General features: G+C 73.6%; 23 protein-coding genes and 3 tRNA genes. 11 read left to right on the plus strand and 15 right to left on the minus strand.

The features are described from left to right. Positions 1–19 precede the first annotated feature (19 nt). A complete protein-coding gene (locus AB0K17_RS09350) occupies positions 20–1057 on the minus strand; it encodes an NADP-dependent oxidoreductase (RefSeq protein WP_365982635.1) in 1038 nt (345 codons plus the stop codon). A gap of 92 nt (positions 1058–1149) precedes the next feature. On the opposite strand from AB0K17_RS09350, the gene AB0K17_RS09355 reads away from it, so the two are divergent. Continuing rightward, complete coding sequence (locus AB0K17_RS09355; protein WP_365982636.1) at positions 1150–1620, plus strand: MarR family transcriptional regulator; 471 nt, start codon at positions 1150–1152, stop codon at positions 1618–1620. 28 nt (positions 1621–1648) lie between these two features. Here the strand turns inward: AB0K17_RS09355 and AB0K17_RS09360 are convergent, their stop codons facing one another. After that, entirely contained in the window at positions 1649–2164 is a 516-nt protein-coding gene (locus AB0K17_RS09360) for an isochorismatase family protein (RefSeq protein WP_365982637.1), read from the minus strand. A 183-nt stretch (positions 2165–2347) separates the two neighbouring features. Here AB0K17_RS09360 and AB0K17_RS09365 point away from each other — a divergent pair, with 183 nt between their 5' ends. Both AB0K17_RS09365 and AB0K17_RS09370 read left to right on the plus strand, forming a co-directional pair. Continuing rightward, positions 2348–2935 (plus strand): hypothetical protein, encoded by a 588-nt coding sequence (locus tag AB0K17_RS09365; RefSeq protein WP_365967111.1) that lies wholly within the window; start codon positions 2348–2350, stop codon positions 2933–2935. A 145-nt stretch (positions 2936–3080) separates the two neighbouring features. Beyond that, the gene (locus tag AB0K17_RS09370) at positions 3081–3665 is read left to right on the plus strand and encodes a sortase (protein ID WP_365982638.1); all 585 of its coding nucleotides are present in this window, start codon (positions 3081–3083) and stop codon (positions 3663–3665) included. Between the two features lie 80 nt (positions 3666–3745). Here the strand turns inward: AB0K17_RS09370 and AB0K17_RS09375 are convergent, their stop codons facing one another. The 5 genes from AB0K17_RS09375 to AB0K17_RS09395 form a co-directional block, all read right to left on the minus strand. Next, a complete protein-coding gene (locus AB0K17_RS09375) occupies positions 3746–4171 on the minus strand; it encodes an OsmC family protein (protein ID WP_365982639.1) in 426 nt (141 codons plus the stop codon). A gap of 105 nt (positions 4172–4276) precedes the next feature. Then, positions 4277–4924: a histidine phosphatase family protein gene (locus AB0K17_RS09380; protein WP_365982640.1), complete on the minus strand. Its 648-nt coding sequence runs from the start codon at positions 4922–4924 to the stop codon at positions 4277–4279. A gap of 144 nt (positions 4925–5068) precedes the next feature. Continuing rightward, positions 5069–5145 (minus strand) — tRNA-Ile (locus AB0K17_RS09385). 187 nt (positions 5146–5332) lie between these two features. After that, positions 5333–5405 (minus strand) — tRNA-Asn (locus AB0K17_RS09390). A gap of 5 nt (positions 5406–5410) precedes the next feature. Beyond that, positions 5411–5483 (minus strand) — tRNA-Asn (locus tag AB0K17_RS09395). A 210-nt stretch (positions 5484–5693) separates the two neighbouring features. Here AB0K17_RS09395 and AB0K17_RS09400 point away from each other — a divergent pair. Together AB0K17_RS09400 and AB0K17_RS09405 are read left to right on the plus strand one after the other, a co-directional pair. Then, positions 5694–5981 carry a YtxH domain-containing protein gene (locus AB0K17_RS09400; RefSeq protein ID WP_365967107.1) on the plus strand — a complete coding sequence of 96 codons (288 nt, stop codon included), beginning with the start codon at positions 5694–5696 and terminating at the stop codon, positions 5979–5981. 42 nt (positions 5982–6023) lie between these two features. Continuing rightward, the gene (locus tag AB0K17_RS09405) at positions 6024–7460 is read left to right on the plus strand and encodes an FGGY family carbohydrate kinase (protein WP_365982641.1); all 1437 of its coding nucleotides are present in this window, start codon (positions 6024–6026) and stop codon (positions 7458–7460) included. 77 nt (positions 7461–7537) lie between these two features. Here the strand turns inward: AB0K17_RS09405 and AB0K17_RS09410 are convergent, their stop codons facing one another. From AB0K17_RS09410 to AB0K17_RS09430, 5 genes are all read right to left on the minus strand, one after another. Beyond that, on the minus strand, positions 7538–8653 hold the full coding sequence (locus AB0K17_RS09410) for a sigma-70 family RNA polymerase sigma factor (protein WP_365982768.1): 1116 nt from the start codon (positions 8651–8653) through the stop codon (positions 7538–7540). Between the two features lie 251 nt (positions 8654–8904). Next, positions 8905–10806: a DNA primase gene (gene dnaG, locus AB0K17_RS09415; RefSeq protein ID WP_365982642.1), complete on the minus strand. Its 1902-nt coding sequence runs from the start codon at positions 10804–10806 to the stop codon at positions 8905–8907. 77 nt (positions 10807–10883) lie between these two features. Further along, a complete protein-coding gene (locus AB0K17_RS09420; protein ID WP_365967103.1) occupies positions 10884–11348 on the minus strand; it encodes a GNAT family N-acetyltransferase in 465 nt (154 codons plus the stop codon). After that, positions 11345–12607 carry an FAD-dependent oxidoreductase gene (locus AB0K17_RS09425; RefSeq protein WP_365982643.1) on the minus strand — a complete coding sequence of 421 codons (1263 nt, stop codon included), beginning with the start codon at positions 12605–12607 and terminating at the stop codon, positions 11345–11347. Before AB0K17_RS09425 ends, AB0K17_RS09420 begins: the two co-directional genes overlap by 4 nt. 147 nt (positions 12608–12754) lie before the next feature. Beyond that, positions 12755–14074, minus strand: coding sequence for a deoxyguanosinetriphosphate triphosphohydrolase (locus AB0K17_RS09430; protein WP_365982644.1), 1320 nt, complete (start codon positions 14072–14074; stop codon positions 12755–12757). A 160-nt stretch (positions 14075–14234) separates the two neighbouring features. Here AB0K17_RS09430 and AB0K17_RS09435 point away from each other — a divergent pair, with 160 nt between their 5' ends. Next, positions 14235–14894: an ElyC/SanA/YdcF family protein gene (locus tag AB0K17_RS09435; protein WP_365982645.1), complete on the plus strand. Its 660-nt coding sequence runs from the start codon at positions 14235–14237 to the stop codon at positions 14892–14894. A gap of 23 nt (positions 14895–14917) precedes the next feature. Here AB0K17_RS09435 and AB0K17_RS09440 read toward each other — a convergent pair whose 3' ends face one another. Both AB0K17_RS09440 and AB0K17_RS09445 read right to left on the minus strand, forming a co-directional pair. After that, a complete protein-coding gene (locus tag AB0K17_RS09440; protein ID WP_365982646.1) occupies positions 14918–15859 on the minus strand; it encodes a hypothetical protein in 942 nt (313 codons plus the stop codon). A gap of 152 nt (positions 15860–16011) precedes the next feature. Further along, positions 16012–16797, minus strand: a complete 786-nt coding sequence (locus tag AB0K17_RS09445; protein ID WP_365982647.1) for a TSUP family transporter — start codon at positions 16795–16797, stop codon at positions 16012–16014. 88 nt (positions 16798–16885) lie between these two features. Here AB0K17_RS09445 and AB0K17_RS09450 point away from each other — a divergent pair, with 88 nt between their 5' ends. Further along, on the plus strand, positions 16886–17815 hold the full coding sequence (locus AB0K17_RS09450) for an oxidoreductase (RefSeq protein WP_365967097.1): 930 nt from the start codon (positions 16886–16888) through the stop codon (positions 17813–17815). Positions 17816–17835: 20 nt separating this feature from the next. On the opposite strand, the gene AB0K17_RS09455 is transcribed toward AB0K17_RS09450, so the two are convergent. Beyond that, a complete protein-coding gene (locus AB0K17_RS09455) occupies positions 17836–18426 on the minus strand; it encodes a hypothetical protein (RefSeq protein ID WP_365982648.1) in 591 nt (196 codons plus the stop codon). A 221-nt stretch (positions 18427–18647) separates the two neighbouring features. Between AB0K17_RS09455 and AB0K17_RS09460 the strand changes: the two genes are divergently transcribed. The 4 genes from AB0K17_RS09460 to AB0K17_RS09475 all read left to right on the plus strand — a co-directional run bounded on the left by AB0K17_RS09460 (position 18648) and on the right by AB0K17_RS09475 (position 23652). Continuing rightward, positions 18648–20546 carry an APC family permease gene (locus AB0K17_RS09460; RefSeq protein ID WP_365982649.1) on the plus strand — a complete coding sequence of 633 codons (1899 nt, stop codon included), beginning with the start codon at positions 18648–18650 and terminating at the stop codon, positions 20544–20546. A gap of 72 nt (positions 20547–20618) precedes the next feature. After that, the gene (locus AB0K17_RS09465; RefSeq protein ID WP_365982650.1) at positions 20619–21872 is read left to right on the plus strand and encodes a sugar ABC transporter substrate-binding protein; all 1254 of its coding nucleotides are present in this window, start codon (positions 20619–20621) and stop codon (positions 21870–21872) included. Further along, a complete protein-coding gene (locus AB0K17_RS09470; protein ID WP_365967092.1) occupies positions 21872–22798 on the plus strand; it encodes a sugar ABC transporter permease in 927 nt (308 codons plus the stop codon). Before AB0K17_RS09465 ends, AB0K17_RS09470 begins: the two co-directional genes overlap by 1 nt. Positions 22799–22815: 17 nt before the next feature. Beyond that, positions 22816–23652 (plus strand): carbohydrate ABC transporter permease, encoded by an 837-nt coding sequence (locus AB0K17_RS09475; RefSeq protein WP_344434884.1) that lies wholly within the window; start codon positions 22816–22818, stop codon positions 23650–23652. Positions 23653–23654: the final 2 nt, after the last annotated feature.

Below are 23654 nucleotides of genomic sequence, written 5' to 3' on the forward strand. Positions count from 1 at the left end.
GGGGCGGACTTTCGTCCGCTCAGTCGGCCAGCTTGACGATCATCTTGCCGGTGTTCTCCCCGCGCAGCAGGCCCAGGAAGGCGTCCACGGCGCGGTCCACGCCCTCGTACACCGTCTCGCGGACGACGAGCTCGCCGGAGCGGATCCAGCCGCCGACCTCCTTGACGAACTGCGGCCGCAGCGCGTCGTGGTCGGAGACGATCATGCCCTGCACGCGCAGCCGCTTGGCCAGGACCTGGACGAGGTTGCCCGGGCCGGACGGCCGCTCGGTGGCGTTGTACTGGGAGATCATGCCGCAGATCGTGACGCGGCCGTGCAGCTTGAGGGCGTCGAGCGCGGCCTCGAAGTGGTCGCCGCCGACGTTGTCGAAGTAGACGTCGATGCCCTCGGGGGCGGCCTTCTTCAGCTGCTCGCCGACGGGGCCGTTCTTGTAGTTGAAGGCGGCGTCGAAGCCGTAGTCCTCCAGCAGGACGCGCACCTTCTCGTCCGAGCCGGCGCTGCCGATGACGCGCGAGGCGCCCTTGAGCTTGGCGATCTGGCCGACGATGCTGCCGACCGCGCCCGCGGCGCCGGAGACGAAGACGCTGTCGCCTTCCTTGAAGGAGGCGACATCGAGCAGGCCCGCGTATGCCGTCAGGCCGGGCATGCCGAGGACGCCGAGGTACGCGGACAGAGGCGCGGCCTCGGGGTCGACCTTGGCGGCGTGTGCGGCGTCGACGACCGCGTACTCGCGCCAGCCGAGCCCGTGCAGAAGATGGTCACCCACCGCGACGCCCTCGGCCCGGGAGGCGACGACCCGGCCGACGGCGCCGCCGTCCATGGGCTGGTCGAGCTGGAAGGGCGGGATGTACGACTCGCGCTCGTCCATGCGGCCGCGCATGTACGGGTCGACGGTCATGAACAGGTTGCGGACGAGGACCTGGCCCTCGCCGAGCTCCGGCACGGGCACCTCGCGCAGGGCGAAGTCCTCGGGCACGGGCCAGCCCTTGGGGCGGCGGACGAGATGCCATTCGCGGCTGGTGGCGGGAATGGCAGGCGTGGTGGACGTGCTGGTCATGAGAGCCAACCTTCTTCGAATTGCTTCAGCAACTGAAACAAGCATGTGCCTCGATATTTCATGTTGTCAAGCAACCCGGTAACCTGGCGCCTATGACGTCGTCGCCCGCCACCCCACACACCCCCCGCACTCCGCCGCTGCCACCCGCGGACGCCCTGACCGTCGAGGTGGTCGACCTGATCGCCACCGTGGTGGCGCGGTACCACGAGGAGTACGAGGAGGCCGCCGCCCGGCACACGCTGACCGGCGCCCAGGCGCGCGTCCTGACGCTGCTCGCCCGCGAGTCGCTGCCCATGCGCAAGGTCGCCCAGCAGCTGCGCTGCGAGCCGTCGAACATCACCGGCATCGTCGACCGGCTGGAGTCGCGCGGCCTGGTCGAGCGCCGGCCGGACCCGGACGACCGCCGCGTCAAGCTCGCCGCCGCCACCGAGGAGGGGCACCGTACGGCCGTCCGGCTGCGGGAGTCCCTGAACTTCGCCCGGGAGCCGCTGGCGGCCCTCTCCGCGGCCGAGCGCACGTCCCTGCGCGACCTGCTGCGCCGCATGCTGGGCGAGGACGCCTGAGAATGCCTCGGGACGCCCGAAGCACTGCTCAGCCAGGCATCCGCAGCTCCGCCGCCCGGCGCACGGTGCCCAGCCGCGGCATGTCCAGCGTGACCGAGGCACGGTGCTCCTCGGCCGTCAGCGCGCTCATCGCGTCCTCGACGAAGACCAGCGCGTAGCCGTGGTCGGCGGCCGACCTGGCCGTCGACTCCACGCCCAGGTTGGTGGCGACCCCGGCGAGCACCAGCGTGCGCACGTCCCGCTCGCGCAGCCGCGCGTCCAGGCCGGTGCCGTGGAAGGCGCCGACGGTGCGCTTGACGACCTCGACGTCCCCCGGCTCGGCCAGCCCCGGCAGCAGCCCGCTGCCGGGCGGCTGCTCGGCCACGCCCGGCCGTTCGGCCCGCACCAGCACCACCGGCGCCCCCGCCTTGCGGAAGGCCTTGGCCAACTCCGCGGCGCGCTCGGCCACTTCGTCCCCCGAGTACGGCGCGTGCGGCAACGCCACCATGCGTTCCATGAGGTCGACGAGGACGAGTGCGCTGTGCCGGGGGTCGATTTCCGTCATGGCCCGACCGTACCGGCCCCGACCTGGGCATGGGCGGCCTCCCGGACAGCTCGCGGCTGCCGGGAGGTGAAGCTTGCGCGAAAGCGCGACTTCACAGGGCACTTCGGGGCCGCCCGACGCAACTCGCCCGCGTGACCGGGGCGGTTGTCGCCGACGGGTTCCGGATGCGACACGATGGCCGCCATGACACCGGCTTCCGATGCCCCTCCCGGCTCCTTCGGTCCCCTCGACTTCCAGCTCGTCCTGCTGCGGCGCATGGCCGACCACCAGCCCGGCCTGGTGGAGGAGGCGCTGCGCACCCTGGAGGTCGACCGCGGCCGGATACGCGAGGCCAACAAGCGCTGGCAGGCCATGGTGCGCTCGCCGCGCGGCCGGGGCACCGGCCCGCGCTACCGCTCGGTCCTCGGGCCGCCCGAGACGGTCGGCGAGCGCAGGGTCGGCGAGCTCACGTTCGAGGCGTCGACCTGGCGGGTGCCACTCTGGCCGGACCTGCGCTTCGAGGTGCTGGCCGCACCCGGCGGCGCGGTCTGGAACGAGTGGCTGGTACGCGCCCCCGGCGCCGAGCCGGCGCTGCCGCGCACGATCGAGGAGCTCCGCCCCTGGGCGTACACGCTCGACGAGGTGGCCCGGGCGTTCCCACCGGCCCGGCCCATGGAGGGCACGGCACCGACGCGCTGGCAGCTGGCCTTCACGGCCCCGGACGCGGCCGGGGAGCGCCGTCCGTACGTGGCGGAGTTCACGTGGGGACTGTTCCAGCGGCTGATCCCGTAAGAAGGCGCCCGCGCCCGCAGCGGAAGCCCCGTAAGAACCCGCAGAAGCCCCGTAAGAAGAAGCCCCGTAAGGCGAAGCCCCGTAGGACGACTCCTGTCCTTTCGGCCGAGGCGGCGCGGGGCCGGCCCTGCCTACGGTGGGGGCCATGTTCGTGTCCGTGTCCCGACGCCTCAGTGCCCCACTGCTGCCGCTCGCAGGGCTGCTGCTGGCCCTGCTGGCGGCGTGCGCGCCCGGCGGGGGTACCGACAAGGCCATCGGCGGGCCCGCGCGGGCGGACGAACCGTCGCGGGTCGTCATACCGTCCCTGGGCGTGGACAGCCCGCTGATCCGGCTCGGCCGTGATCCGGGGGAGCGGGTGCGCGTCCCGCCGCGGGAGAAGAGCGGGACGGCCGGCTGGGTCCTGAACAGCGCACGCCCCGGGACGCCCGGCACGGCCGTGATCGTCGGCCACGACTCCCCGCACGATTCCTCGCACGACGGCGGCAAGCCCGTCTTCCACGACCTGCACCGCCTCGCCAGGAACGACGTGGTCGACGTCGTGCGCGGCGACGGGCAGGTGCTGCACTTCACCGTGACCGGCACCGAGACGGTCGAGGGCGACACCCTCCCCTCCGCCGAACCCCACGGGCCGGCGGAGGAGAAGGCACTGCGGCTGGTGACCTGCGGCGGGGACGGTGGCGAGGGGTACGAGCATCGGCGCCTGATCGTCTCCGCCACGCTGCAGAAGTGATCCGCCACGCTGCAGAAGTGACCAGCTGCGCTGCAGAGGTGACCAGCTGCACTGCAGAAGTGACCAGCTGCGGACAGGCCTCAGGCGAGCTCGGCGGTCAGCGTGATCTTCGTACCGGTCAGCGCCTGGCTGACCGGGCAGTTCTTCTTTGCGTCCTCGGCGGCCGCCGCGAAGCCCTCCTCGTCCAGGCCGGGCACCTCGCCGCGCACGGTCAGGTGGATGCCGGTGATGCCCTCGCCGGGCTGGAAGGTCACCTCGGCCTTGGTGTCCAGGCGGGTGGGCGGCGTGCCGGCGCCGGTCAGGCCGTGCGAGAGGGCCATCGAGAAGCAGCTGGAGTGGGCGGCCGCGATGAGCTCCTCCGGGCTGGTCTTGCCGTTCGCCTGCTCGGCGCGGGAGGGCCAGGAGACGGGCTGGGAACCGATGCCGGAGGACTCGAAGGTGACGGTGCCGCTGCCCTTGAGCAGTTCGCCTTCCCAGACGGTGGTCGCGGTGCGAGTAGTGGCCACGGTGTTTCCCTCCCGGGGACGAGCGACGAGGCGGCGGGCCCGTTCGCCGGGCCTGCGCCGCCATGACGTTGCGATCATGACATTGCGGTCATGACGTTGCGATCATCATGCCCCGGCCGGGCCGGCCTCGGCTCCGACACGCCCGTTCCAGGCGGTCAGCGCCGGGCGCCCGTGCTCCGTACCGAGTGCGCTGACGGTGCCGGTGTCCAGCCGGAACAGCGCACCGGCCGCCGGTGGCAGCCCGAGCCTACGGGCCGTCAGGACGCGCAGGAAGTGCGCATGCCCGACGAGCACCACGTCACCCGCTTCACCCGCGTCACTCCCGTTGCCCGCCTCCCCACCCAGAGCAGGTGCAATCCGCGCCAGCACCTGATCGGCGCGCGCACCGGCCTGATCCGGCGACTCCCCCGGGTGTCCGGGCGGCCCGGGCGGGACGCCGTCGTCGAAGAGGGACCAGCCGGGGCGCTCACGGGTGATCTCCGCGGTCGTGACGCCCTCGTACGCCCCGTAGTCCCACTCGCGCAGGAGCGGCTCGACCTCGGCGTCGCCGAGCCCGGCCAGTTCGGCGGTGTGCCGCGCCCGGAGCAGGGGGCTCACGAGCACCAGCCCGATCCTCCGCCCGGCGAGCAGCGGCCGCAACGCGACCGCCTGCCGTTCCCCGGCCCCGGTCAGTGGCAGGTCGGTCCAGCTCGTATGACGTCCGTCACGGCTCCACTCGGTCTCGCCGTGCCGGACGAGCAGCAGCTCACCCATGCCGGAACGGCTTCCCGCACGGGCGGTCGGGCAGGCGCCCCGGACAGCACTGTGCCCCGCCCGGCGGAGCCGTACGGGGCACTCACAGTTCACCATGGTCACAGCCATAGTCACAGGTCGCATCGTTTCTGCGCCTGGAGTCCGTGGTGGGGCGGGTGGGACTCGAACCCACGGCCGACGGATTATGAGTCCGCTGCTCTAACCGGCTGAGCTACCGCCCCGTTCACGGCGCGTCGCGCACATCTGTGCGCGCCGTCTGCCGCAGCATAGCCGTTCATACGATCTGCTGCCCCGGCGGGGCCGTATCGTGTGATCGGTCCGACCATGAGGACTTCGATCACGAGCCGTCCGGTTCCCGTGACCGGGTTCCGGGATGAAAAAAGGACCCCCGGAGGGGTCCTCTCACCGCTCCCCCGACTGGACTCGAACCAGTAACCTGCCGATTAACAGTCGGCTGCTCTGCCAATTGAGCTACAAGGGACCGCGCTCCCCCGACTGGACTCGAACCAGTAACCTGCCGGTTAACAGCCGGCTGCTCTGCCAATTGAGCTACAGGGGATCGGCGCGTCTGCCTCGAATGCACCTCCGACCGGTCTCCCGGGCGGCGTGCGCTCGCTGCGACACATACATTAGCGCAAGCTGGGGGGTGCTCCGCCAATCGGTGTCTGCGGGCAGGGGCCCGGGGCGGGCCGGGAGTGACCTTCGGCCCCGCCGGGTAGGCGGCGAGCACAGCGGATCCAAGGGAAGATCCAAGGGAAGGATGGGCGCGATGCGCTACCGGCTGACGTTCATCACCGGCGCGGCTGTCGGCTACGTGCTCGGCGCGCGGGCCGGCCGCGAGCGGTACGAAGAGCTGCGCAAGGGGGCCCTGCGGATCGCACAGAACCCGGCGGTGCGCAACACCGCCGAGACCGCCGCCGTCAACGGCCGGGCCCTGGTCTCGCGGACCGTCGCCCGGGCCGGGGACAAGCTGCCCGGCAACGTGGCGGACCGGATCCGCTCGTTGCGGGAGCGCGGGCAGGGCGCCGAGGACGACTGGGGTACGAGCAACACGTGACCGGATGCCCGGTGAAGGGCAGAGGTTTGGCATCATCTCGGCATGGGCATAGTCGCTGGGTTGGACAGCTCCTCCGACAGCACACGCATCGTCGTCTGTGACGCGGACACCGGTGCCGTGCTGCGGCAGGGCTACGCACCCCACCCCTCCTCGTTCCCCGAAGGGGACCCGCAGGCCTGGCTGATCTCGCTGGGCGAGGCCGCCACCGGGGGACTGCTGGAGGGCGTCCAGGCCATCGGCGTCTCCGCCCAGCAGCACGGGCTGCTCACCCTGGACGCGGGCGGAGTCCTCATCCGCCCCGCCCTGCTCGGCAACGACAAGCGCATGCAGCCCTCGGCCGCCGACCTGACCGATGCCCTCGGCGGCCGGGCGGCGTGGGCCGAGGCCGTCGGCGCGGTACCGCAGGCCGCGCAGGCCCTGGCGAAGCTGCGCTGGATGGCCCGCAACGAGCCCGAGCACGCGGCCCGGGTGGCGGCGGTGCTGCAGCCCCACGACTGGCTCGTCTGGCAGCTGCTGGGCCGCCCCGCGCGCCGTACGACCGACCGCGGCGACGCCTCGGGCACCGGCTTCTGGTCGGCGGCCACCGAGAGCTGGCGCCCGGACCTGGTGGAGCTCGCCCTGGGCCGCCAGGCGGTGCTGCCGGACGTGCTGGCGCCCGCCGAACCGGCCGGGCACACCCCCGAGGGCCTGCTGATCTCCGCCGGTACGGGCGAGACGATGGCGGCCGCCTTCGGCCTGGGCGTGGGCCCTGGGGACGCCGTGGTCTCCCTCGGCGCCTCCGGCTCGGTCTTCGCCGTCCACCACAGCGCCCTCGCCGACTCCACCGGCACGATCACCTCGTTCGCCGACGCGACCGGCATGCACCTGCCCGTCGTGCACACGCTCAACGCGGTCCGCGTGCTGCGCGGCACCGCGGAGCTGCTGGGCACCGACCTGCCCGGGCTGTCGGAACTGGCCCTGACGTCCTCGCCCGGCTCCTACGGCCTCGTGCTGCTGCCGTACCTGGAGGGCGAGCGCACCCCCCACCTGCCGCACACCGCCGGCACCCTGTCGGGCCTGCGGCGCGAGAGCATGAAGCCCGAGCACCTGGCCCGAGCCGCCTTCGAGGGCATGCTGTGCGGCCTGACCGACGCGCTCGACGTGCTGCGCGGACGCGGCGTGGAGGTGCGCCGGGTCTTCCTGCTGGGCGCGGCGGCGGAGCTGCCGGCCGTGCAGGCCATCGCGCCGGCGCTGTTCGGCGCGCAGGTCGTGGTGCCGCAGCCGGCCGACTACGCGGCCCTGGGCGCCGCCCGGCAGGCGGCCTGGTCGCTGGGCGTGCAGCAGGGCGTGCTCTCACCGCAGCAGCCCCCGCTGTGGCCGGCGCCCGCCGGCGAGGTCTTCGACCCCGTGGGCGAGGACACGGCCGTGGGGCAGGCCGTGCGGCAGCAGTACGCGACCGTGCGCGAGCAGACCCACCCGGGAGCCTTCCCGGCCGCGTGAGGGGCCGTCCCGGGCGCGTGAAGGGCCCTTGAGGGGCCCGCACAGCCCGGCCTTCGGTCCCGGCCTGGTCCCGGCCTTCAGTCCAGGTAGCCGCGCAGCTGGTCGGCGAAGGCGTGGTCGCGCAGCTTGTTGAGGGTCTTCGACTCGATCTGGCGGATCCGCTCGCGCGTGACGCCGAAGATGCGGCCGATCTCCTCCAGCGTGCGCGGCCGGCCGTCGGCCAGCCCGTAGCGCAGCTGGACGACCTTGCGCTCGCGCTCGCCGAGCGTGGAGAGCACGGCCTCCAGGTGCTCGCGCAGCAGCAGGAAGGCGGCGGACTCCACGGGCGAGGCGGCGTCGCCGTCCTCGATGAGGTCGCCGAGCGCGACGTCGTCCTCCTCCCCCACCGGCGCGTGCAGCGAGACCGGCTCCTGGGCGAGCCGCAGCACCTCGGTGACGCGCTCCTCGGACAGGTCGAGCTGGGCGGCGACCTCCTCGGCGGTGGGCTCGTAGCCGCGCTCCTGCAGCAGCCGGCGCTGGACGCGCACCACGCGGTTGATGAGCTCGACGACGTGCACCGGTACGCGGATGGTGCGGGCCTGGTCGGCCAGCGCACGGGACATGGCCTGGCGGATCCACCACGTCGCGTACGTCGAGAACTTGTAGCCGCGCGCGTAGTCGAACTTCTCCACCGCCCTGATGAGCCCGAGATTGCCCTCCTGGACCAGGTCGAGCATGGTCAGCCCACGCCCTATGTAGCGCTTGGCGACGGAGACGACCAGGCGCAGGTTGGCCTCGATGAGGCGGCGCTTGGCCATGCGGCCGAGGACGACGAGCCGGTCGAGGTCCAGGGCGAGGCGGGTGTCCAGGTCGGGGGTGTTGCCGAGCTTCTCCTCCGCGAAGAGCCCGGCCTCGACGCGGCGGGCGAGCTCGACCTCCTCGGCGGCCGACAGCAGGGGGATGCGGCCGATCTCCCGCAAGTACTGGCGGAAGAGGTCGGAGGAGGGTCCGCCGGTGTCGGCCCGGGCCACCGGTTCCACCGGGCCGCCGTCGGCCGCGGGCGGCCGTTCCGGCTCGGGGAGGGCCTCTTGGTGCGGTGGGAGGGTCTCGGCGGCGGGCGGCTCGGCCTGCTGGGGCACCACCGGCAGCGGGTGCGCCGGGGCCGGGGTCAGGGTCGGGGTCCGGGTCTGCACGGGGGCGACCTCCAGGGTGATCGCGACTGAGGCAGAGCGTGCGGCATAGCGGTGGGGCGCGGCGGCGGGGGCCGCCCGGGCCGGGGAGCGGGCGCGGCGTCGCGGGGGAGCCCGTCCGGCGGGCCGGTCCGCCGCGCTCCGGGAGTGACGGCACCGCCCAACAGTGTGGGGCACGACGCGGGCCCGCCACGAGGGGCGTGCGCTCACTTTCTGAGCGCGGACCGTGACGTTTTGCTACGGGCCCTACTGCGGCGTGGAGATCAGGGCGGAGGTCACAGGGCCTCGGCGCCGCGGTCCTTCAGGGCGCGGCCGTACTGCTCCAGCACCCACAACTCGTTCTGCACGGCCGCCAGATGCTCGGGGTCGGGCCGGTCGCCGAGCCGGACGAGACCGGCCTGGACGTCCTTCACCCGCCGCTCGACGGCCCGCAGCCGGACCTGCACCAGCTGCATGCCCGCGTAGTTCTCGTCCACGTTCTTGGTGCGCACGGCCTCGACGGCCAGCTCGGTGACCAGGGAGCGCACGGTGTCGTCGGGCGCGGCGTCGCGCACGCGCGCGAGGTAGCCGTCGTCGGCGTCGGTCACGCCGCCCGCCTGCTCGATGCAGCGCCGGACGACCGCGTAGGGCGGCGCGGTGAACTCGTCCTCGCCGTACGCGTCGAAGGCGGGCGCGACCAGCGCGGGGTGCTGCAGGGCCAGCTTGAGCAGCTCGCGCTCGGTGAGCGCGGCGGGGCTGCGCAGGTTCAGCGCGGGCCCGCGCGGGGCGGGCGGCTGCGCGGCCGCCGGGGCCTGCGGGGCGCCCTGCCGGGCGCCGCCCCGGGCGTCGGGGCGCTGGCCGCGCTCACGGGCCCAGCGGGCCAGCTGGCCGACGCGGCGGACGACGAACTGGGTATCGAGGATGCCGAGCATGCCGGCGAGCTGCACGGCGTACTCGTGCTGGATGGCGCTGTTCTTGATGTTCGCGACGATGGGGGCGGCGGCCTCCAGCGCCGCGGCCCGGCCCTCGGCGGTCTCCAGGTTGTGGCGGGCGACGACCTGGCGGATGGCGAAGGCGAACAACGGCGTACGGGCGTCGACCAGCGCCGCCACCGCGGCGTCCCCCTCGGCCAGGCGCAGCTCGCACGGGTCCATGCCGCCGGGGGTGATGGCGATGGACGTCTCCGCCGCGAACTTCTGGTCGTCCTCGAAGGCGCGCAGGGCCGCCTTCTGGCCGGCGGCGTCGCCGTCGAAGGTGAAGACCACCTCGGAGGCGGCGTTGTCCATCAGCAGCCGGCGCAGGATCTTGATGTGATCGCCGCCGAAGGCGGTGCCGCAGGTCGCGATCGCGGTGGTCACGCCGGCGACGTGGCACGCCATGACGTCGGTGTAGCCCTCGACGACCACCGCCCGATTGCTCTTGGCGATCTCCTTCTTCGCGAGGTCGATGCCGTAGAGGACCTGCGATTTCTTGTAGATCGGCGTCTCGGGGGTGTTCAGGTACTTCGGGCCGTTGTCGTCGTCGCGCAGCTTGCGCGCACCGAATCCGACGACCTCGCCGGTGATGTCCCGGATCGGCCACATCAGACGGCCCCGGAACCGGTCGATGGGCCGGCCGTTGCGGCTCTCCTGTGCCAGGCCCGCGACCAGCAGCTCCTTGTCGGAGAAACCCTTGCCGCGCAGGAACCGGGTCAGATGGTCCCAGCCGGCCGGGCTGTAGCCCACGCCGAAGTGCTCGGCAGCCGCCTGGTCGAAGCCGCGCCCGGCCAGGAAGGCACGGCCGATCTCCGCCTCGGGACTGCCCAGCTGCTCGGCGTAGAACTTCGCCGCGTGCTTGTGCGCCTCGATCAGCCGGATCCGCTCGCCCTGCTGGCGGCCGGGGGTGTAGCCGCCCTCCTCGTAGCGCAGGGTGATGCCGGCCTGGCCGGCGAGCCGCTCGATGGTCTCCGCGAACGACAGGTGGTCGATCTTCATGACGAAGTCGACGGTGTCGCCGCCCTGCTGGCAGCCGAAGCAGTGGTACAGGCCCTTGGCGGGGCTGACGTGGAACGACGGCGACTTCTCGTCGTGGAAGGGGCACAGGCCCTTGAGGTTGCCGCCGCCGGCGGGACGCAGCTGGAGGTACTCGGACACGACGGCGTCGATCGGGACGGCGTCCCGGACGGCCTTCACGTCGTCATCGTTGATCCTGCCTGCCACGCGTGAATTCTACGGTGGCCCGGGGGCAACACCGGACGGGCTGCGTTGCAGCCCGTCCGGCGATCGAGGACCGGGGCTCAGCCCGCCGCGGGCGCTGCCGGCTCCTTCGCGCAGACGAAGTGGGGGCCGACGCCCTCGACCTCGAACTCTTCGCCGATCACCTTGAAGCCGTGCCGCTCGTAGAAGCCGCGCGCCACCGTGCGCCCGTTGCACCACACCAGCTGCGCCCCCCGCGCCGCGGCCTCGGCCAGGCCGGCCTCGAGGACCGCCGCGCCGTAGCCGCGGCCGCGTACCGCCGCCGCGCTGGCCATGCCGCGTATGCGGTGGGCGGGCGCGTCGTGCCCCTCCAGCGGCTGGGGGAAGAACGTGGCGCACGCCACCACCGCACCGCCCTCGTCGTAGGCCGCCACGTGGAAGACGTCCGGCAGGGCGTCCTCGGCGAAGACGGCCGATTCGGGCGGCAGGCCGGGGCGCAGGACGGCGTGGCGGAGGTCGAAGATCTCGGTGACGGGGACGACGGCGGTGCGGAGGGTGGTGGTCATGGGAGCAAGGATTCCAGGGGGGTCGCCGGGTCGGCCAGGGCCGTGGGGTCGAGTGCGGCGCCGGAGCGGATGAGGGTCTGGATGGGCGCGGTGACGTCCCAGACGTTGACGTTCATGCCGGCGAGCAGCCGGCCCTCGCGGAGCCAGAAGGCGATGAATTCGCGCTTGCCGATGTCGCCGCGGCAGACGACCTGGTCGTAGGAGCCGGGGGGTGCCCAGCCCGAGTACTCCAGGCCCACGTCGTACTGGTCGGAGAAGAAGTACGGCACGCGGTCGTAGGAGACGTGCTGCCCGAGCATGGCGCGGGCGGCGGCGGGGCCCTCGTTGAGGGCGTTGGCCCAGTGCTCGACGCGCAGGCGGGTGCCGAGCCAGGGGTGCTCGGCGGCGGCGACGTCGCCGGCGGCGTAGATGTCGGGGTCGGAGGTGCGCAGGGAGGCGTCGACGGCGATTCCGCCGCCGTCGGCGCGGTCGACGAGGGCGAGGCCGGCGGCTTCGGCGAGTGCGGTGCGCGGGGCGGCGCCGATGGCGGCGAGGACGTCGTGGGCGGGGTGTTCCTCGCCGTCGTCGGTGCGGGCGGCCAGGACCATCCCGTCGTGGCCGATGATCTCGGTGAGGCGGGCGCCGAAGTGGAAGCGCACGCCGTGTTCGCCGTGCAGGTCGGTGAAGAGCGCTCCGAGCTCGGGGCCGAGCACGCCGTGCAGGGGAGTGGGCTCGGGTTCGACGACGGTGACCTCGGCGCCGTAGCCGCGGGCGGCGGCGGCGACCTCCAGGCCGATCCAGCCGGCGCCGGCGATGACGAGGTGGCCGTTGTCGCGGCCGAGGGAGGAGAGCACGCCGCGCAGCCGCTCGGCGTGGGCGAGGCGGCGCAGGTGGTGGACGCCGGCCAGGCCGGTGCCGGGGACGTCGAGGCGGCGCGGTTCGGCGCCGGTGGCCAGCAGCAGCTTGTCGTAGTGGACGAGGGTGCCGTCGCCGAGGCGGACGGTCCTGGCCGCGCGGTCGAGGTGGACGGCGGGCTGGCCGAGGTGGAGTTCGACGTCGGCCCTGGCGTACCAGTCGGGCTTGTGGACGAAGACGCTGTCGCGGGCGTCGCGGCCGGTGAGGTAGCCCTTGGAGAGCGGGGGGCGCTCGTAGGGGTGTTCGCGTTCGTCGCAGATGAGGATCACCCGTCCGGTGAAGCCCTCGCTGCGGAGGGTCTCGGCGGCCTTGGCGCCGGCCAGTCCTCCTCCGACGATGACGAACGTCTGGTTCGCGTCCACCACTTGCTGCCTCCTCGCTGCCGCCGCGCCGCGCTGCGCACGGTACGTCCGCCGGTCCGGTACGCCATCGCAGAGGGTCCCGCACCCCGCGTGCCGCCGGTAGAGGGAGTACCCCGCGGCGGGCGCCGCCCGCAAGGGGCCGTGCGGGGATCACCGACGGGGTGCACCGGCCCCGGTGAGGCGGGCGTGCAGGGAGCGGGCGGAGGCGTCGGTGAGGGCGGCGATCTGGTCGACGACGGCGCGCAGCCGGCCGGTGTCGTCGCCGGCGTTGAGGTAGAGGGCGCGGAACTGCGGGTCGAGGCCGTCGGGGGCGCGGGCGACGAGGGCCTCGGCGAGCTCGGCGATGACGATGCGCTGCTCGGCGCGCAGCTTCTCCTGGTCCTCGCGCTGCATGACGTAGCGGTCGGCGACGGCCTTGAGGACGGCGCACTCCAGCTGGGTGCCGGGGGGTACGACGAGTTCGGCGCCGTAGCGGGTGAGGCGGCCGGGGCCGTAGCGGGCGCGGGTGGCGGTCTCGGCGGCGAGGCAGAAGCGGCCGATGAGCTGGCTGGTGGCGTCCTTCAGGCGGGCCTGGGAGGCGGCGGAGCCGTCGTAGGAGTGCGGCCACCATTCCTGGGCGAGCAGCCGGTCGAGGGCCTCGGCGAGCTCGCCGGGCTCGGCGCCGGGGGCGTAGCGGTGGGCGGCGACGGCGAAGACCTCGTCGCGCTCGGGGCCGGAGAGGAGGGCGGCGGGGTCGAGGTGGCGGGCGTGCAGGCCGTCCTCGACGTCGTGGACGGAGTAGGCGACGTCGTCGGCCCAGTCCATGACCTGGGCCTCGAAGCTGCGCCGGTGGCCGGGGGCGCCCTGGCGCAGCCACTGGAAGACGGGGACGTCGTCGGCGTAGACGCCGAATTTGCGGGAGTCGGGCACCAGGGGGTGGCCGCCGCGCGTCCAGGGGTACTTGGTGGCGGCGTCGAGGGCCGCGCGGGTGAGGTTGAGGCCCACGCTGACCTGGGTGCCGTCCTCGGCGGTGGTGAAGCGCTTGGGTTCGAGGCGGGTGAGCAGGCGCAGGGACTGGGCGTTGCCCTCGAAGCCGCCGCAGCCGGCCGCGACGTCGTCGAGTGCCTGTTCGCCGTTGTGGCCGAAGGGCGGGTGGCCGAGGTCGTGGGCGAGGCAGGCGACCTCGACGAGGTCGGGGTCGCAGCCGAGGGCGGCGCCGAGCTCGCGGCCGACCTGGGCGCATTCCAGGGAGTGGGTGAGGCGGGTGCGGGGGGTGGCGTCCCAGGGGTGGGCGCTGACGCCGGGGGTGACCACCTGGGTCTTGCCGGCGAGGCGGCGCAGGGCGGCGGAGTGCAGCACGCGGGCCCGGTCGCGCTGGAAGGCGGTGCGGCCGGGCCGTTTGTCGGGCTCGGGCGCCCAGCGTCGAAGGTCGTCGGCGGCGTAGCCGGGGATGCCGTTCTCCGTCACGGGGTGTGCTGTGCTGCCGTTCATACCCCGACCGTAGCCGCCGGGTGTGACAGGGGCGATGCGCGCCGGCCGCGGGAACCGCGCGCCGGCCTGTGGCGTTGGTCTTCCTTGATCCTCCTTCGAACGACGGGGAGGCCGGACGGACGGGGCTGGTGGGGTGCGCGGGTGGCGGGCGCGGGTGCGGATGCCGGCGACCGTGCGCGGGCGGCGGCGCGCGGTGCGGGTGCTGGTGGGGGTGTGCGTGGCGGCGCTGCTGCCGGTGACCTGGGTGTGGGCGGCGGGTACGCCCCGGGTGCGTACGGCCCGTGACGTGCCGTCGGCGCCGGTGGCCATGGTCTTCGGCGCCGGCCTGTGGGAGGGCCGGCCCTCGCCGTACCTGGCGCACCGGCTGGACGCGGCGGCGGCCCTGTACCGGGCGGGCAAGGTGCGCGTGGTGCTGGTGACGGGGGACAACAGCCGGGACGACTACGACGAGCCCGAGGCGATGCGGGCGTACCTGAGGGCGCGCGGGGTGCCGGGAGAGCGGATCGTCAGCGATTTCGCGGGATTCGACACGTGGGACTCGTGCGTGCGGGCGCAGCGCATCTTCGGCGTGAAAAGGGCGGTGCTGGTCAGTCAGGGCTTCCACATACGCCGGGCCCTGGCGCTGTGCGAGGCGGCGGGCATCGAGGCGTACGGGGTGGGGGCGTCCGGTGATGCGCACGACGTGACCTGGTACGCGGGCGGGGCCCGGGAGGTGTTCGCGGCGAGCAAGGCGGCGCTGGACGCGCTGGTGCGGCCGGGTCCGCGGTTCCTGGGGCCGCACGAGCCGGGGGTGGAGCGGGCGCTGGCGGAGGCCGGCTGACGCGCGCCGCGGCCCGCCGGCGGTCAGTCGCGCCGGGGTTCGCGGCCGTTTATGGCGTCGAGGTAGAGGGCGAAGACGTCGTCGCCGTTGAGGGGGCTGTAGGAGACCCTGTCGCTGTCCTCGCCGTCGGGGCCGCCACCGTTGAGGCCGCCGAGGACACCGGCGATGTCGCCGACGCCCTTGCGGTCGTCGAAGCGGGTGAACCAGGGGCTGCCGGAGGTGCCCGAGTAGAAGCCGTCGCAGCGCATCTTCATCTGCTGGTGGCCCTCCAGCCTGCTGGTCAGGGCGGTGCAGCGGACGGCCTGGTCGGCGGGATCGGCATCCGAGGCGGGGTAGCCGACGACGGTGACGACGTTGGTGAAGCCGGGGGTGCGCACGAGCCGGTTGGCGCCGGTGACGCGTTCGATCGGGCGGCCCCGCTCGTCGGTGGTGACGGTGGCGAAGGCGACGTCGAGGTCGGAGCCGTCGCCGTAGTCGTCGCGCCGGGGGTCGGTGAAGGTGCGGTCGATGGGCCAGATCCCGTACGGCTGCCGGTCGGCGCCGGAGCGGTAGCCGGGGACGAAGGCGGCGTCGTCGCCGAGGCCGCAGTGGCCGGCGGTGATGATGAGGTTGCCCTTGGGGCTGTGCACCACGCTGGCGGTGCAGTGATGGTCCTTCAGGTCCTGGCCGACGTAGAAGATGACGCCGACCGTGGGGACGCCGGCGAAGTGCCGGGCGCTGGTGGTGATGCGCTGGGCGGCGCGCCGGCGGGCGGCCTCGGTGCCGGAGCCGTCCTCGGAGTCGTCGCCGGCGGCGTCCGACATGCGGGTGGGGCCCCAGAAGCGTCTGGCCTCCTCGCTGGTCCAGTCGCCCTGCCTGGCGTGCCCGCCGGCGCCGTGGGGAACGGCGGCGGCCAGCGCGACGACGTACAGCCCCGCGAGAAGGGCCCGCACCCAGGGGACACGGCACCAACGGGAGAAACGCACGGCCACCCCCACCACGTCAGGAAGGTCGTCGACAGGCTAACCGCCGAAGCTGTGAACTCGGCGGAGCGGACAGCTTTCCGCACCGTCTGTAGTGAGGAATGACCGACGAATCGTCCGATCGGGGGGCTCTGCCCGAAGGGCGCCGCTTCGCCTCACAGGGCCCACTGGTCGTACGCCAGCTTGCACACCAGCGAGACCACGACCACCACCAGCACGCCGCGCACGAAGCCGCTCCCCCGCTTGAGGGCCATGCGGGCGCCCAGCGCGCCGCCGGCGAGGTTGCACAGGGCCAGCGGGAGGGCCAGCTGCCACAGCACCGCGCCCTTGAGGGCGAAGGTCACCAGGGCGCCGAGGTTGGTGCAGACGTTGACGATCTTCGCGGTACCGGAGGCGGTCACCAGGTTCAATCCCAGGATTCCGGCCAGGGCGAGCACGAGGAAGGCGCCGGTGCCGGGGCCGATCAGGCCGTCGTAGAAGCCGATGCCGAGCCCCGCCACGCCGATCGCGGCGAGGACGCGGGTACGGGCGGGGGGTCCGGGCGCGGCGGCGGTGACGCCGAAGGCGGGGCGCAGCAGGACGAAGGCGAGCACGGCCAGCAGGGCGACCATGATCAGCGGGCGGAGCACGGAGTTGTCGATGCCGCTGGCGAAGAAGGCGCCGGCCAGGGAGCCGCCCAGGGCGGCGATGCCGATGCGCAGGGCGAGGCGCACGTCGACGGGTGCGGTGCGGGCGTAGGCGACGGCTGCGGCGGCCGTGCCCCAGACGGCGACGGCCTTGTTGGTGCCGAGCAGGTGGGCGGCGGGCGCGTGCGGCAGCCCGACGAGCAGGGCGGGCAGCTGGAGCAGGCCGCCGCCGCCCACGACGGCGTCGATCCAGCCCGCCGCGGCGGCGGCCAGGCACAGGGCGAGCAGGGTGGGCAGGGATATCTCGGAGATCACCGCGGGATGGTATGCGGGGCCTCGCCTATCGTGGGTCCGCCGGGCGGCCCCGGGCCGTGGAGTCGTCCACCGACGTGGAGGAGCGCAGGTGCGCAGGAACGGCTGGAAAGCGAGCGACATCCCCGACCAGAGCGGCCGCACCGCCGTGGTGACGGGCGCCAACAGCGGCATCGGCTTCGTCACCGCCCGCGAGCTGGCGCGGCGCGGGGCCCGGGTGGTGCTGGCGTGCCGGGACGAGACGCGCGGCAGGGCGGCCGAGGAGCTGATGCGCTCCCAGGTGCCGGGCGCCGAGGTGGAGTTGGCGTTGCTCGACCTGGCCGACCTGGCGTCGGTGCGGGCCTTCGCGGCGGACCTGAAGGACGAGCGGATCGACGTGCTCGTCAACAACGCCGGGGTGATGGCGCTGCCGCAGCGGCAGACGGTCGACGGCTTCGAGATGCAGTTCGGCACCAACCACCTGGGGCACTTCGCGCTGACCGGGCTGCTGCTGCCACGGCTGCGGGCGGCCGGCGCGGGGGCGCGGGTGGTGACGGTCTCCAGCGGGCTGCACGTGCTGGGGACGGTCGATCCGCGGGACGTGCAGATGGAGCACCGCTACCGGCGGTGGCTGGCCTACGGCCGTTCCAAGAGCGCCAACCTGCTCTTCGTGCACGAGCTGGCGCGGCGGCTGGCGGCCGAGGGCTCGCCGCTCGTGGCGGTGGCCGCGCATCCGGGCTATGCGGCGACCAACCTGCAGGCGGCGGGGCCGCGCATGGAGCAGCGGGCGGCCCGGGAGCGCCTGGTGGAGCTGCTGAACCGATTCCTCGCGCAGAGCGCGGAGGCCGGCGCCCTGCCCTCGCTGTACGCCGCCACGGCACCGGACGTCCGTCCCGACGATTTCTTCGGCCCGCGTCTGCAGCTGTGGCGCGGGGCGCCCGTGCGCTCGGTGCGGGCCGGCTGGACACGGGACGACCGGGCGAGCGCGGGGCTGTGGCGGCTGTCGGAGCGGCTGACCGGGGTGAGGTACGGCTGGGAGTAGGCCGCGAGGGGACCGGGCGCCTACTCCAGGCCGGCCGAGCGCAGCAGTTGCCGGGCGCCGTCGCCGTCGACCCGTTCGGCGAGTGCGGCGAGGACGGGCGCGCCCTCGCGCAGCAGGCCGCGCCGGCGGGAGCGGCGCGCGCCGGATTCGAGCAGGTGCCACAGCAGCGGGTTCGCCGCGAGCACGCCGGGGTCGAACTCGACGCGGCCGCCGGCGGCGTCGCGCAGCACCAGGCGCGGGGCCACCCCGTCGGCGCGGCGCACCTGGACGAGCAGGTCGGTGCGCACGCGCCGCTCCCCGAACAGGCCGCGGGAGGCGAACCAGTTCTCGCCGGCGCTGATGCGCGCCGGCCGCAGGAGGGCCACCAGCGTCGTGCCGAGGACGGCCCAGCAGCAGCCGCGCGGCACATCGAGGCTGCCGCGGGCGAGGTCGGCCAGGAGGAGCACGCCGCCGAGCGCGAGCCCGCAGCACCAGGCGGCCCGTGCCTCGCGCCGCCAGGTGCGGTCCCGGGCCAGTACGTGCGCGGCCGCCGCCACCGGGCCACCGGCGCCTGCCGGTCCGTACGCGTCGAGGATGCGCACCCGTGCGCGCATGGTCTGTCGCCGTCCCATGGGGCCGACGCTAGGGCGGATCGCTGTACCTGCCATGGAACGTTGACGGCGTACTGACGTGGTCTTGGCCAATCCTTGCGCTGCACTGACATCACGTCACAGAAGACATCAAGATTGCATACGGATTCGCGCAGGAACCATCAAGAACGCGACAAGAGCGGGCGCGGCCCCGGCGGACCGGGCAGACGCTGGGCCTCCGACCAACGGAGGTAAGACAAAAGATGTCCATGCTGGGCAATACGGAGCAGTGCGCCGGGACGGGAGAGGAGCCGCCGGATACCGGCGCCGCGGCCGGCGGGGAGGAGCGGCACCGGCTGACCGCCGTCCAGGGACTCGCGGCCCTGTCGCTCGACGCCATGGCATCGGTGGCGTACGGGCCCGAATCGGTGGTGCTGGTGCTGGCGGCGGCCGGGGCGCACGGCCTGGGCTTCACGCTGCCGGTGACGCTCGCCATCGCCGTCCTGCTGGCGGTGCTCGTCGCCTCCTACCGGCAGGTCATCGCCGCGTTCCCGGACGGCGGCGGCTCCTACGCGGTCGCCAGGCGGCACCTGGGCCGGCGTGCCTCCCTGGTCACCGCGGCCTCCCTGGTCCTGGACTACGTCCTGAACGTGGCCGTCTCCGTCACCGCCGGCGTCGCCGCCCTGACCTCGGCCGTCCCCTCCCTGTACCCCCACCGGCTGTGGCTGTGCCTGGCCGTGCTCGTCCTGGTCACGGCCGTCAACCTGCGCGGCATCGTGGAGTCGGCCAAGGCGTTCCTCGTGCCCACCGCCGTCTTCGTCGGCTCGATCCTCGCCCTGATCGTCGTCGGGCTCTTCCGCTCCGCCCCCGTCAGCACCGAGGCCGCCGCCGGTCACGCCTCCGTCCTGGCCGGCGGCGCTACGTCGGTGGGCGCCCTGCTGCTGCTCAAGGCGTTCGCCGCGGGCTGCTCCGCGCTCACCGGCGTCGAGGCCGTGGCCAACGCCGTCCCCGCCTTCCGCGCCCCGGCCACCCGCCGCGCGCAGCGCACCGAGGTCGCGCTGGGCGCGCTGCTGGGCCTGATGCTCATCGGGCTGTCGGTGCTCATCGGCCGCTTCCACCTGCAGCCGGTCGAGGGCGTCACCGTCCTCGCCCAGCTCGCGGACGCCTCCCTCGGCCACACCTGGGCCTTCTACGTCGTGCAGATCGCCACCGTCGTCCTGCTCGCCCTGGCGGCGAACACCTCCTTCGGCGGCCTGCCCGTGCTGATGAGCCTGCTGGCACGCGACAACTACCTGCCGCACGTCTTCGCCCTCAAGGCCGACCGCCAGGTCCACCGGCACGGCGTACTGGCACTCGGCGCGGTCTCCGCCCTGCTGCTGGTCTTCTCCGGCGGCGACGTCAACACGTTGGTGCCGCTGTTCGCCATCGGGGTGTTCGTCGGCTTCACCCTCTGCCAGGTGGGCATGGTGCGCCACTGGAGGCAGAGCCACGCCCCCGGCCGGCGCGGCAAGGCGTTCCTGAGCGGCTTCGGCGCGCTGCTGACGGGCGTGGCCACCGTCGTGGTAACGGCCACGAAGTTCACCGAGGGCGCCTGGCTGATCGCCCTGGCCCTGCCCCTGCTGGTGCTCGCCTTCGAGACCGTCCACCGGGCGTACGCGCGCATCGGCGAGCGGCTGGAGCTCGGCCGGGTGCCGGAGCCGCCGCGCCGCTGCCACTCGCTGGTCGTCGTCCCCGTCTCCTCGCTCTCCCGCCTCACCAGCAAGGCCCTGACCGCCGCCGTCTCCCTGGGCGACGAGGCCGTGGCCGTCACCGTCGTCCACGCCGACGCCGAGGGCCGCCGGTCCGCCGAGTCGCTGCGCCGCGACTGGGAGCTGTGGAACCCCGGCGTCGCGCTGGTGGAGCTGCCCGCCCCCTCCCGCTCGCTGGGCCGCCCAGTCGTCGACTACGTGCGCGAGCTGACCGCCCGCCGCCCCGACCACCGCATCACCGTGCTCATCCCCGAGGTCGAGCCCGCCCGCCTGTGGCAGCGGCTGCTGCAGAACCAGCGCGGCGCCGTGCTGGCGCACGCCGTGCGCCGCGACACCGACGCCGTCATCTGCCGGCTGCGCTTTCGCGTCGGCCCGGCGCGCAGCGCCGAGGAATTGGCCGACATGCGACGCTGACACCTCTGTTCGACATCGCCCCTCATCGCTGATCGTTGACCTTACGACGGAAAGCGCGAGGGGAGAGCCCGGATGCCGATCAGTCGCAGAACCCTCCTGGCCGGCGGAGCCGGCCTGGGGCTGGCCACGCTGCCCGGGTGCGGCGCCAACACCGGGCGCGGCGGCGGGGGTTCGGGCCCGCGCCTGGCGCAGTGGTACCACCAGTACGGCGAGCCGGGCACCCGGCAGGCCGTCGAGCGGTACGCCGCCGCGTACAGGGGGGCGGACGTCGGCGTGGAATGGCGGCCGGGCAACTACGACCAGCAGACGGCCGCCGCCCTGCTCACCGACTCCGGGCCGGACGTCTTCGAGGTCGCCGGCCCCACGATCGACCAGATCCAGGGCGGTCAGGTGGCCGACCTGACCGCCCTGCTGGGCGACGCCAAGGACGACTTCGCCCCCGCGCTGCTGGCGCCCCGCACCTACCAAGGGCGCGTATGGGGGATCCCCCAGCTGGTGGACACCCAGGTGCTCTACTACCGCCCCAGCCTGCTCCGGGCGGCCGGAGTGCGGCCGCCGCAGTCGCTGGACGAGCTCGTCGACGCCGCCCGCCGGCTGACCCGCAAGGACGTCAAGGGGCTCTTCCTGGGCAACGCCGGCGGCGCCGGCGCCCTGGGCGGCACCCCGCTGTACGCAGCCGGCCTGTCGCTGGTCACCCCCGACGGCAGGGTCGGCTTCGACGACCCGGCCGCGGCGCGCACCCTCGGCAAGCTCCACCGGCTGCACACCGACGGCTCGCTGCTGCTGGGTGCGCCCACGGACTGGTTCAACCCCGCCGCCTTCACCCAGGGCCTGGCCGCGATGCAGTGGTGCGGGCTGTGGGCGCTGCCGCAGGTCAGGAAGGCACTCGGCGACGACTTCGGGGTGCTGCCCTTCCCGCCGGACGGCCCGGCCGGGCGCCCCGCCGTCCCCGTGGGCGCGTGGGCCGCCGCCGTCAGCAGCCGCAGCGCCCACCGGGAGGCCGCCGAGGCGTACGTGAAGTGGCTGTGGGTGGAACGTACCGACTTCCAGCTGGACTTCGCCCAGTCCTACGGGCTGCACGTCCCCGCCCGCACCTCCCTGGCCGCCCGCGCCGACCGGCTGACGTCGGGGGCGGCCGCCGACATCGTGCGCTTCACCAAGGACCACGGCTGGGCGGTGCCCCTTTTGTGGACGGCGGCCAGCCAAACCGCCTATCTGGATGCACTCAGCCGCATCATCCGCGAGGGCGCCGACCCGGCCGGCGAGCTGAGGGCGGTGGCCCGCAAGGCCGACGCCGAACTGCGGCGCGTACGGAACCACGGCTGATGCCCGCCTCCGCCGGCGCCCCGGCCGCCCGGCAGCGGCACCGCACCCTGTGGTTCTGGATCTTTGTGGGCCCCTTCGCCGCGGGGCTCGCCCTCTTCACGTACGTACCGCTCGCCTGGAGCGTGTACCTGAGCTTCTTCGACGCCCACAACACCGTCTCCCCCAGCGACTTCGTGGGGCTGGCCAACTACGCCGAGCTGCTGGGCGACGCCTCCTTCCGCTCCTCGCTGGTGACCTTCGCCGTCTTCACCGCCTTCGTCGTACCGGCCACCTACGCGCTCTCGCTCGCCCTGGCCCTGGCCGTGGGCCGGCTGCGCTTCGCCCGGGCGTTCTTCCGGTCGGTCTTCTTCCTGCCCACCGCCTGCAGCTACGTCGTCGCCGCCACGGTGTGGAAGCTGTCGCTGTTCAACGGGGTGCGCTTCGGGCTGGCCAACACCGTCCTGGGCTGGTTCGGCGCCGAGCCGGTGGCCTGGCTCGCGGAGACCGACCCGCCCTGGTACTGGCTGGTGATCGTCAGCGTGCGGCTATGGCTGCAGACCGGCTTCTACATGGTGCTCTTCCTGGCCGGCCTGCAACGCATCCCGCCCCGGCTGTACGAGGCGGCCGCCCTGGACGGCGCCCGGCCGGGCTGGCAGACCTTCCGCCACATCACCTTCCCGGCCCTGCGCAGCACCTCGGTGGCCGTCGTCCTGCTGCTGGTCGTGGGCGCCTTCCAGGCGTTCGACGAGTTCTACAACCTGCTGTCCGACCAGCGCGGCTACCCGCCCTACGCCAGGCCGCCGCTGGTCCACCTGTACTACCTCGCCCTCGGCCAGGGACAGGACCTGGGCCTGGGCAGCGCCGGCGCGGTGCTGCTGGCGCTCGTCATCGCGGTGGCGACGATCCTGCAGGCCCGCTGGTCCGGGCTCGGCCGCAGAGAGGACTGAGGAGGACCGAGGAGACCATGGACGACGCACTCGTACGTGCCGGACGGGCCCTGCGCATGGTGCTGCTGTGCGCCCTGGCCGTGCTGTTCCTCATCCCCTTCTACCTGCTGGTGCGCGGCGGCCTGGCGAGCGAGGAGGAGATCACGGCGCCCGGCTGGACGTTCTTCCCGCACAGCCCGCACTTCTCCAACGTCCGGGAGCTGTTCACCGACCCGGACGTGCCGATGGCCCGGGCCCTGCTGAACTCCTCGCTCATCGCCGTGGCCACCACCCTCGGCACGCTGCTGCTGGCCTCCCTCGCCGGCTACGGGCTGGCCCGCATCCCCTACCGGCACGCCGACGCCGTCTTCTACGCCATCCTGGGCACCCTGCTGGTACCGGCCGCGGTCACCTTCGTCCCGTCGTTCGTGCTGGTCTCCTCGCTCGGCTGGATCTCGACGCTGCGCGGCCTGATCGTGCCCACCCTCTTCAGCGCCTTCGCGTGCTTCGTCTTCCGCCAGTACTTCCTGGGCTTCCCCCGGGAGTTGGAGGACGCGGCCCAGGTGGACGGGCTCGGCCACTGGCGCACGTACTGGCGCGTGGTGGTGCCCAACTCCCGTCCGGTTTTCGCCGCCGTGGGCACGATCGTCTTCATCGGCGCATGGAACGCCTTCCTGTGGCCGCTGGTGATCGGCCAGGGCCGCGACTCGTGGACGGTGCAGGTGGCGCTGTCGACGTTCACCACGGCCCAGACCGTCCAGATCCACGAACTGTTCGTCGCGGCCGCCGTCTCGATCCTCCCGCTGCTCCTGGTCTTCCTGCTGCTGCAGCGCTACATCGTGGCGGGGGTGGAGCGCTCGGGGATCGACGACTGACG

This window comes from Streptomyces sp. NPDC049585, assembly GCF_040675615.1.
Lineage (GTDB): Bacteria > Actinomycetota > Actinomycetes > Streptomycetales > Streptomycetaceae > Streptomyces > Streptomyces luteosporeus.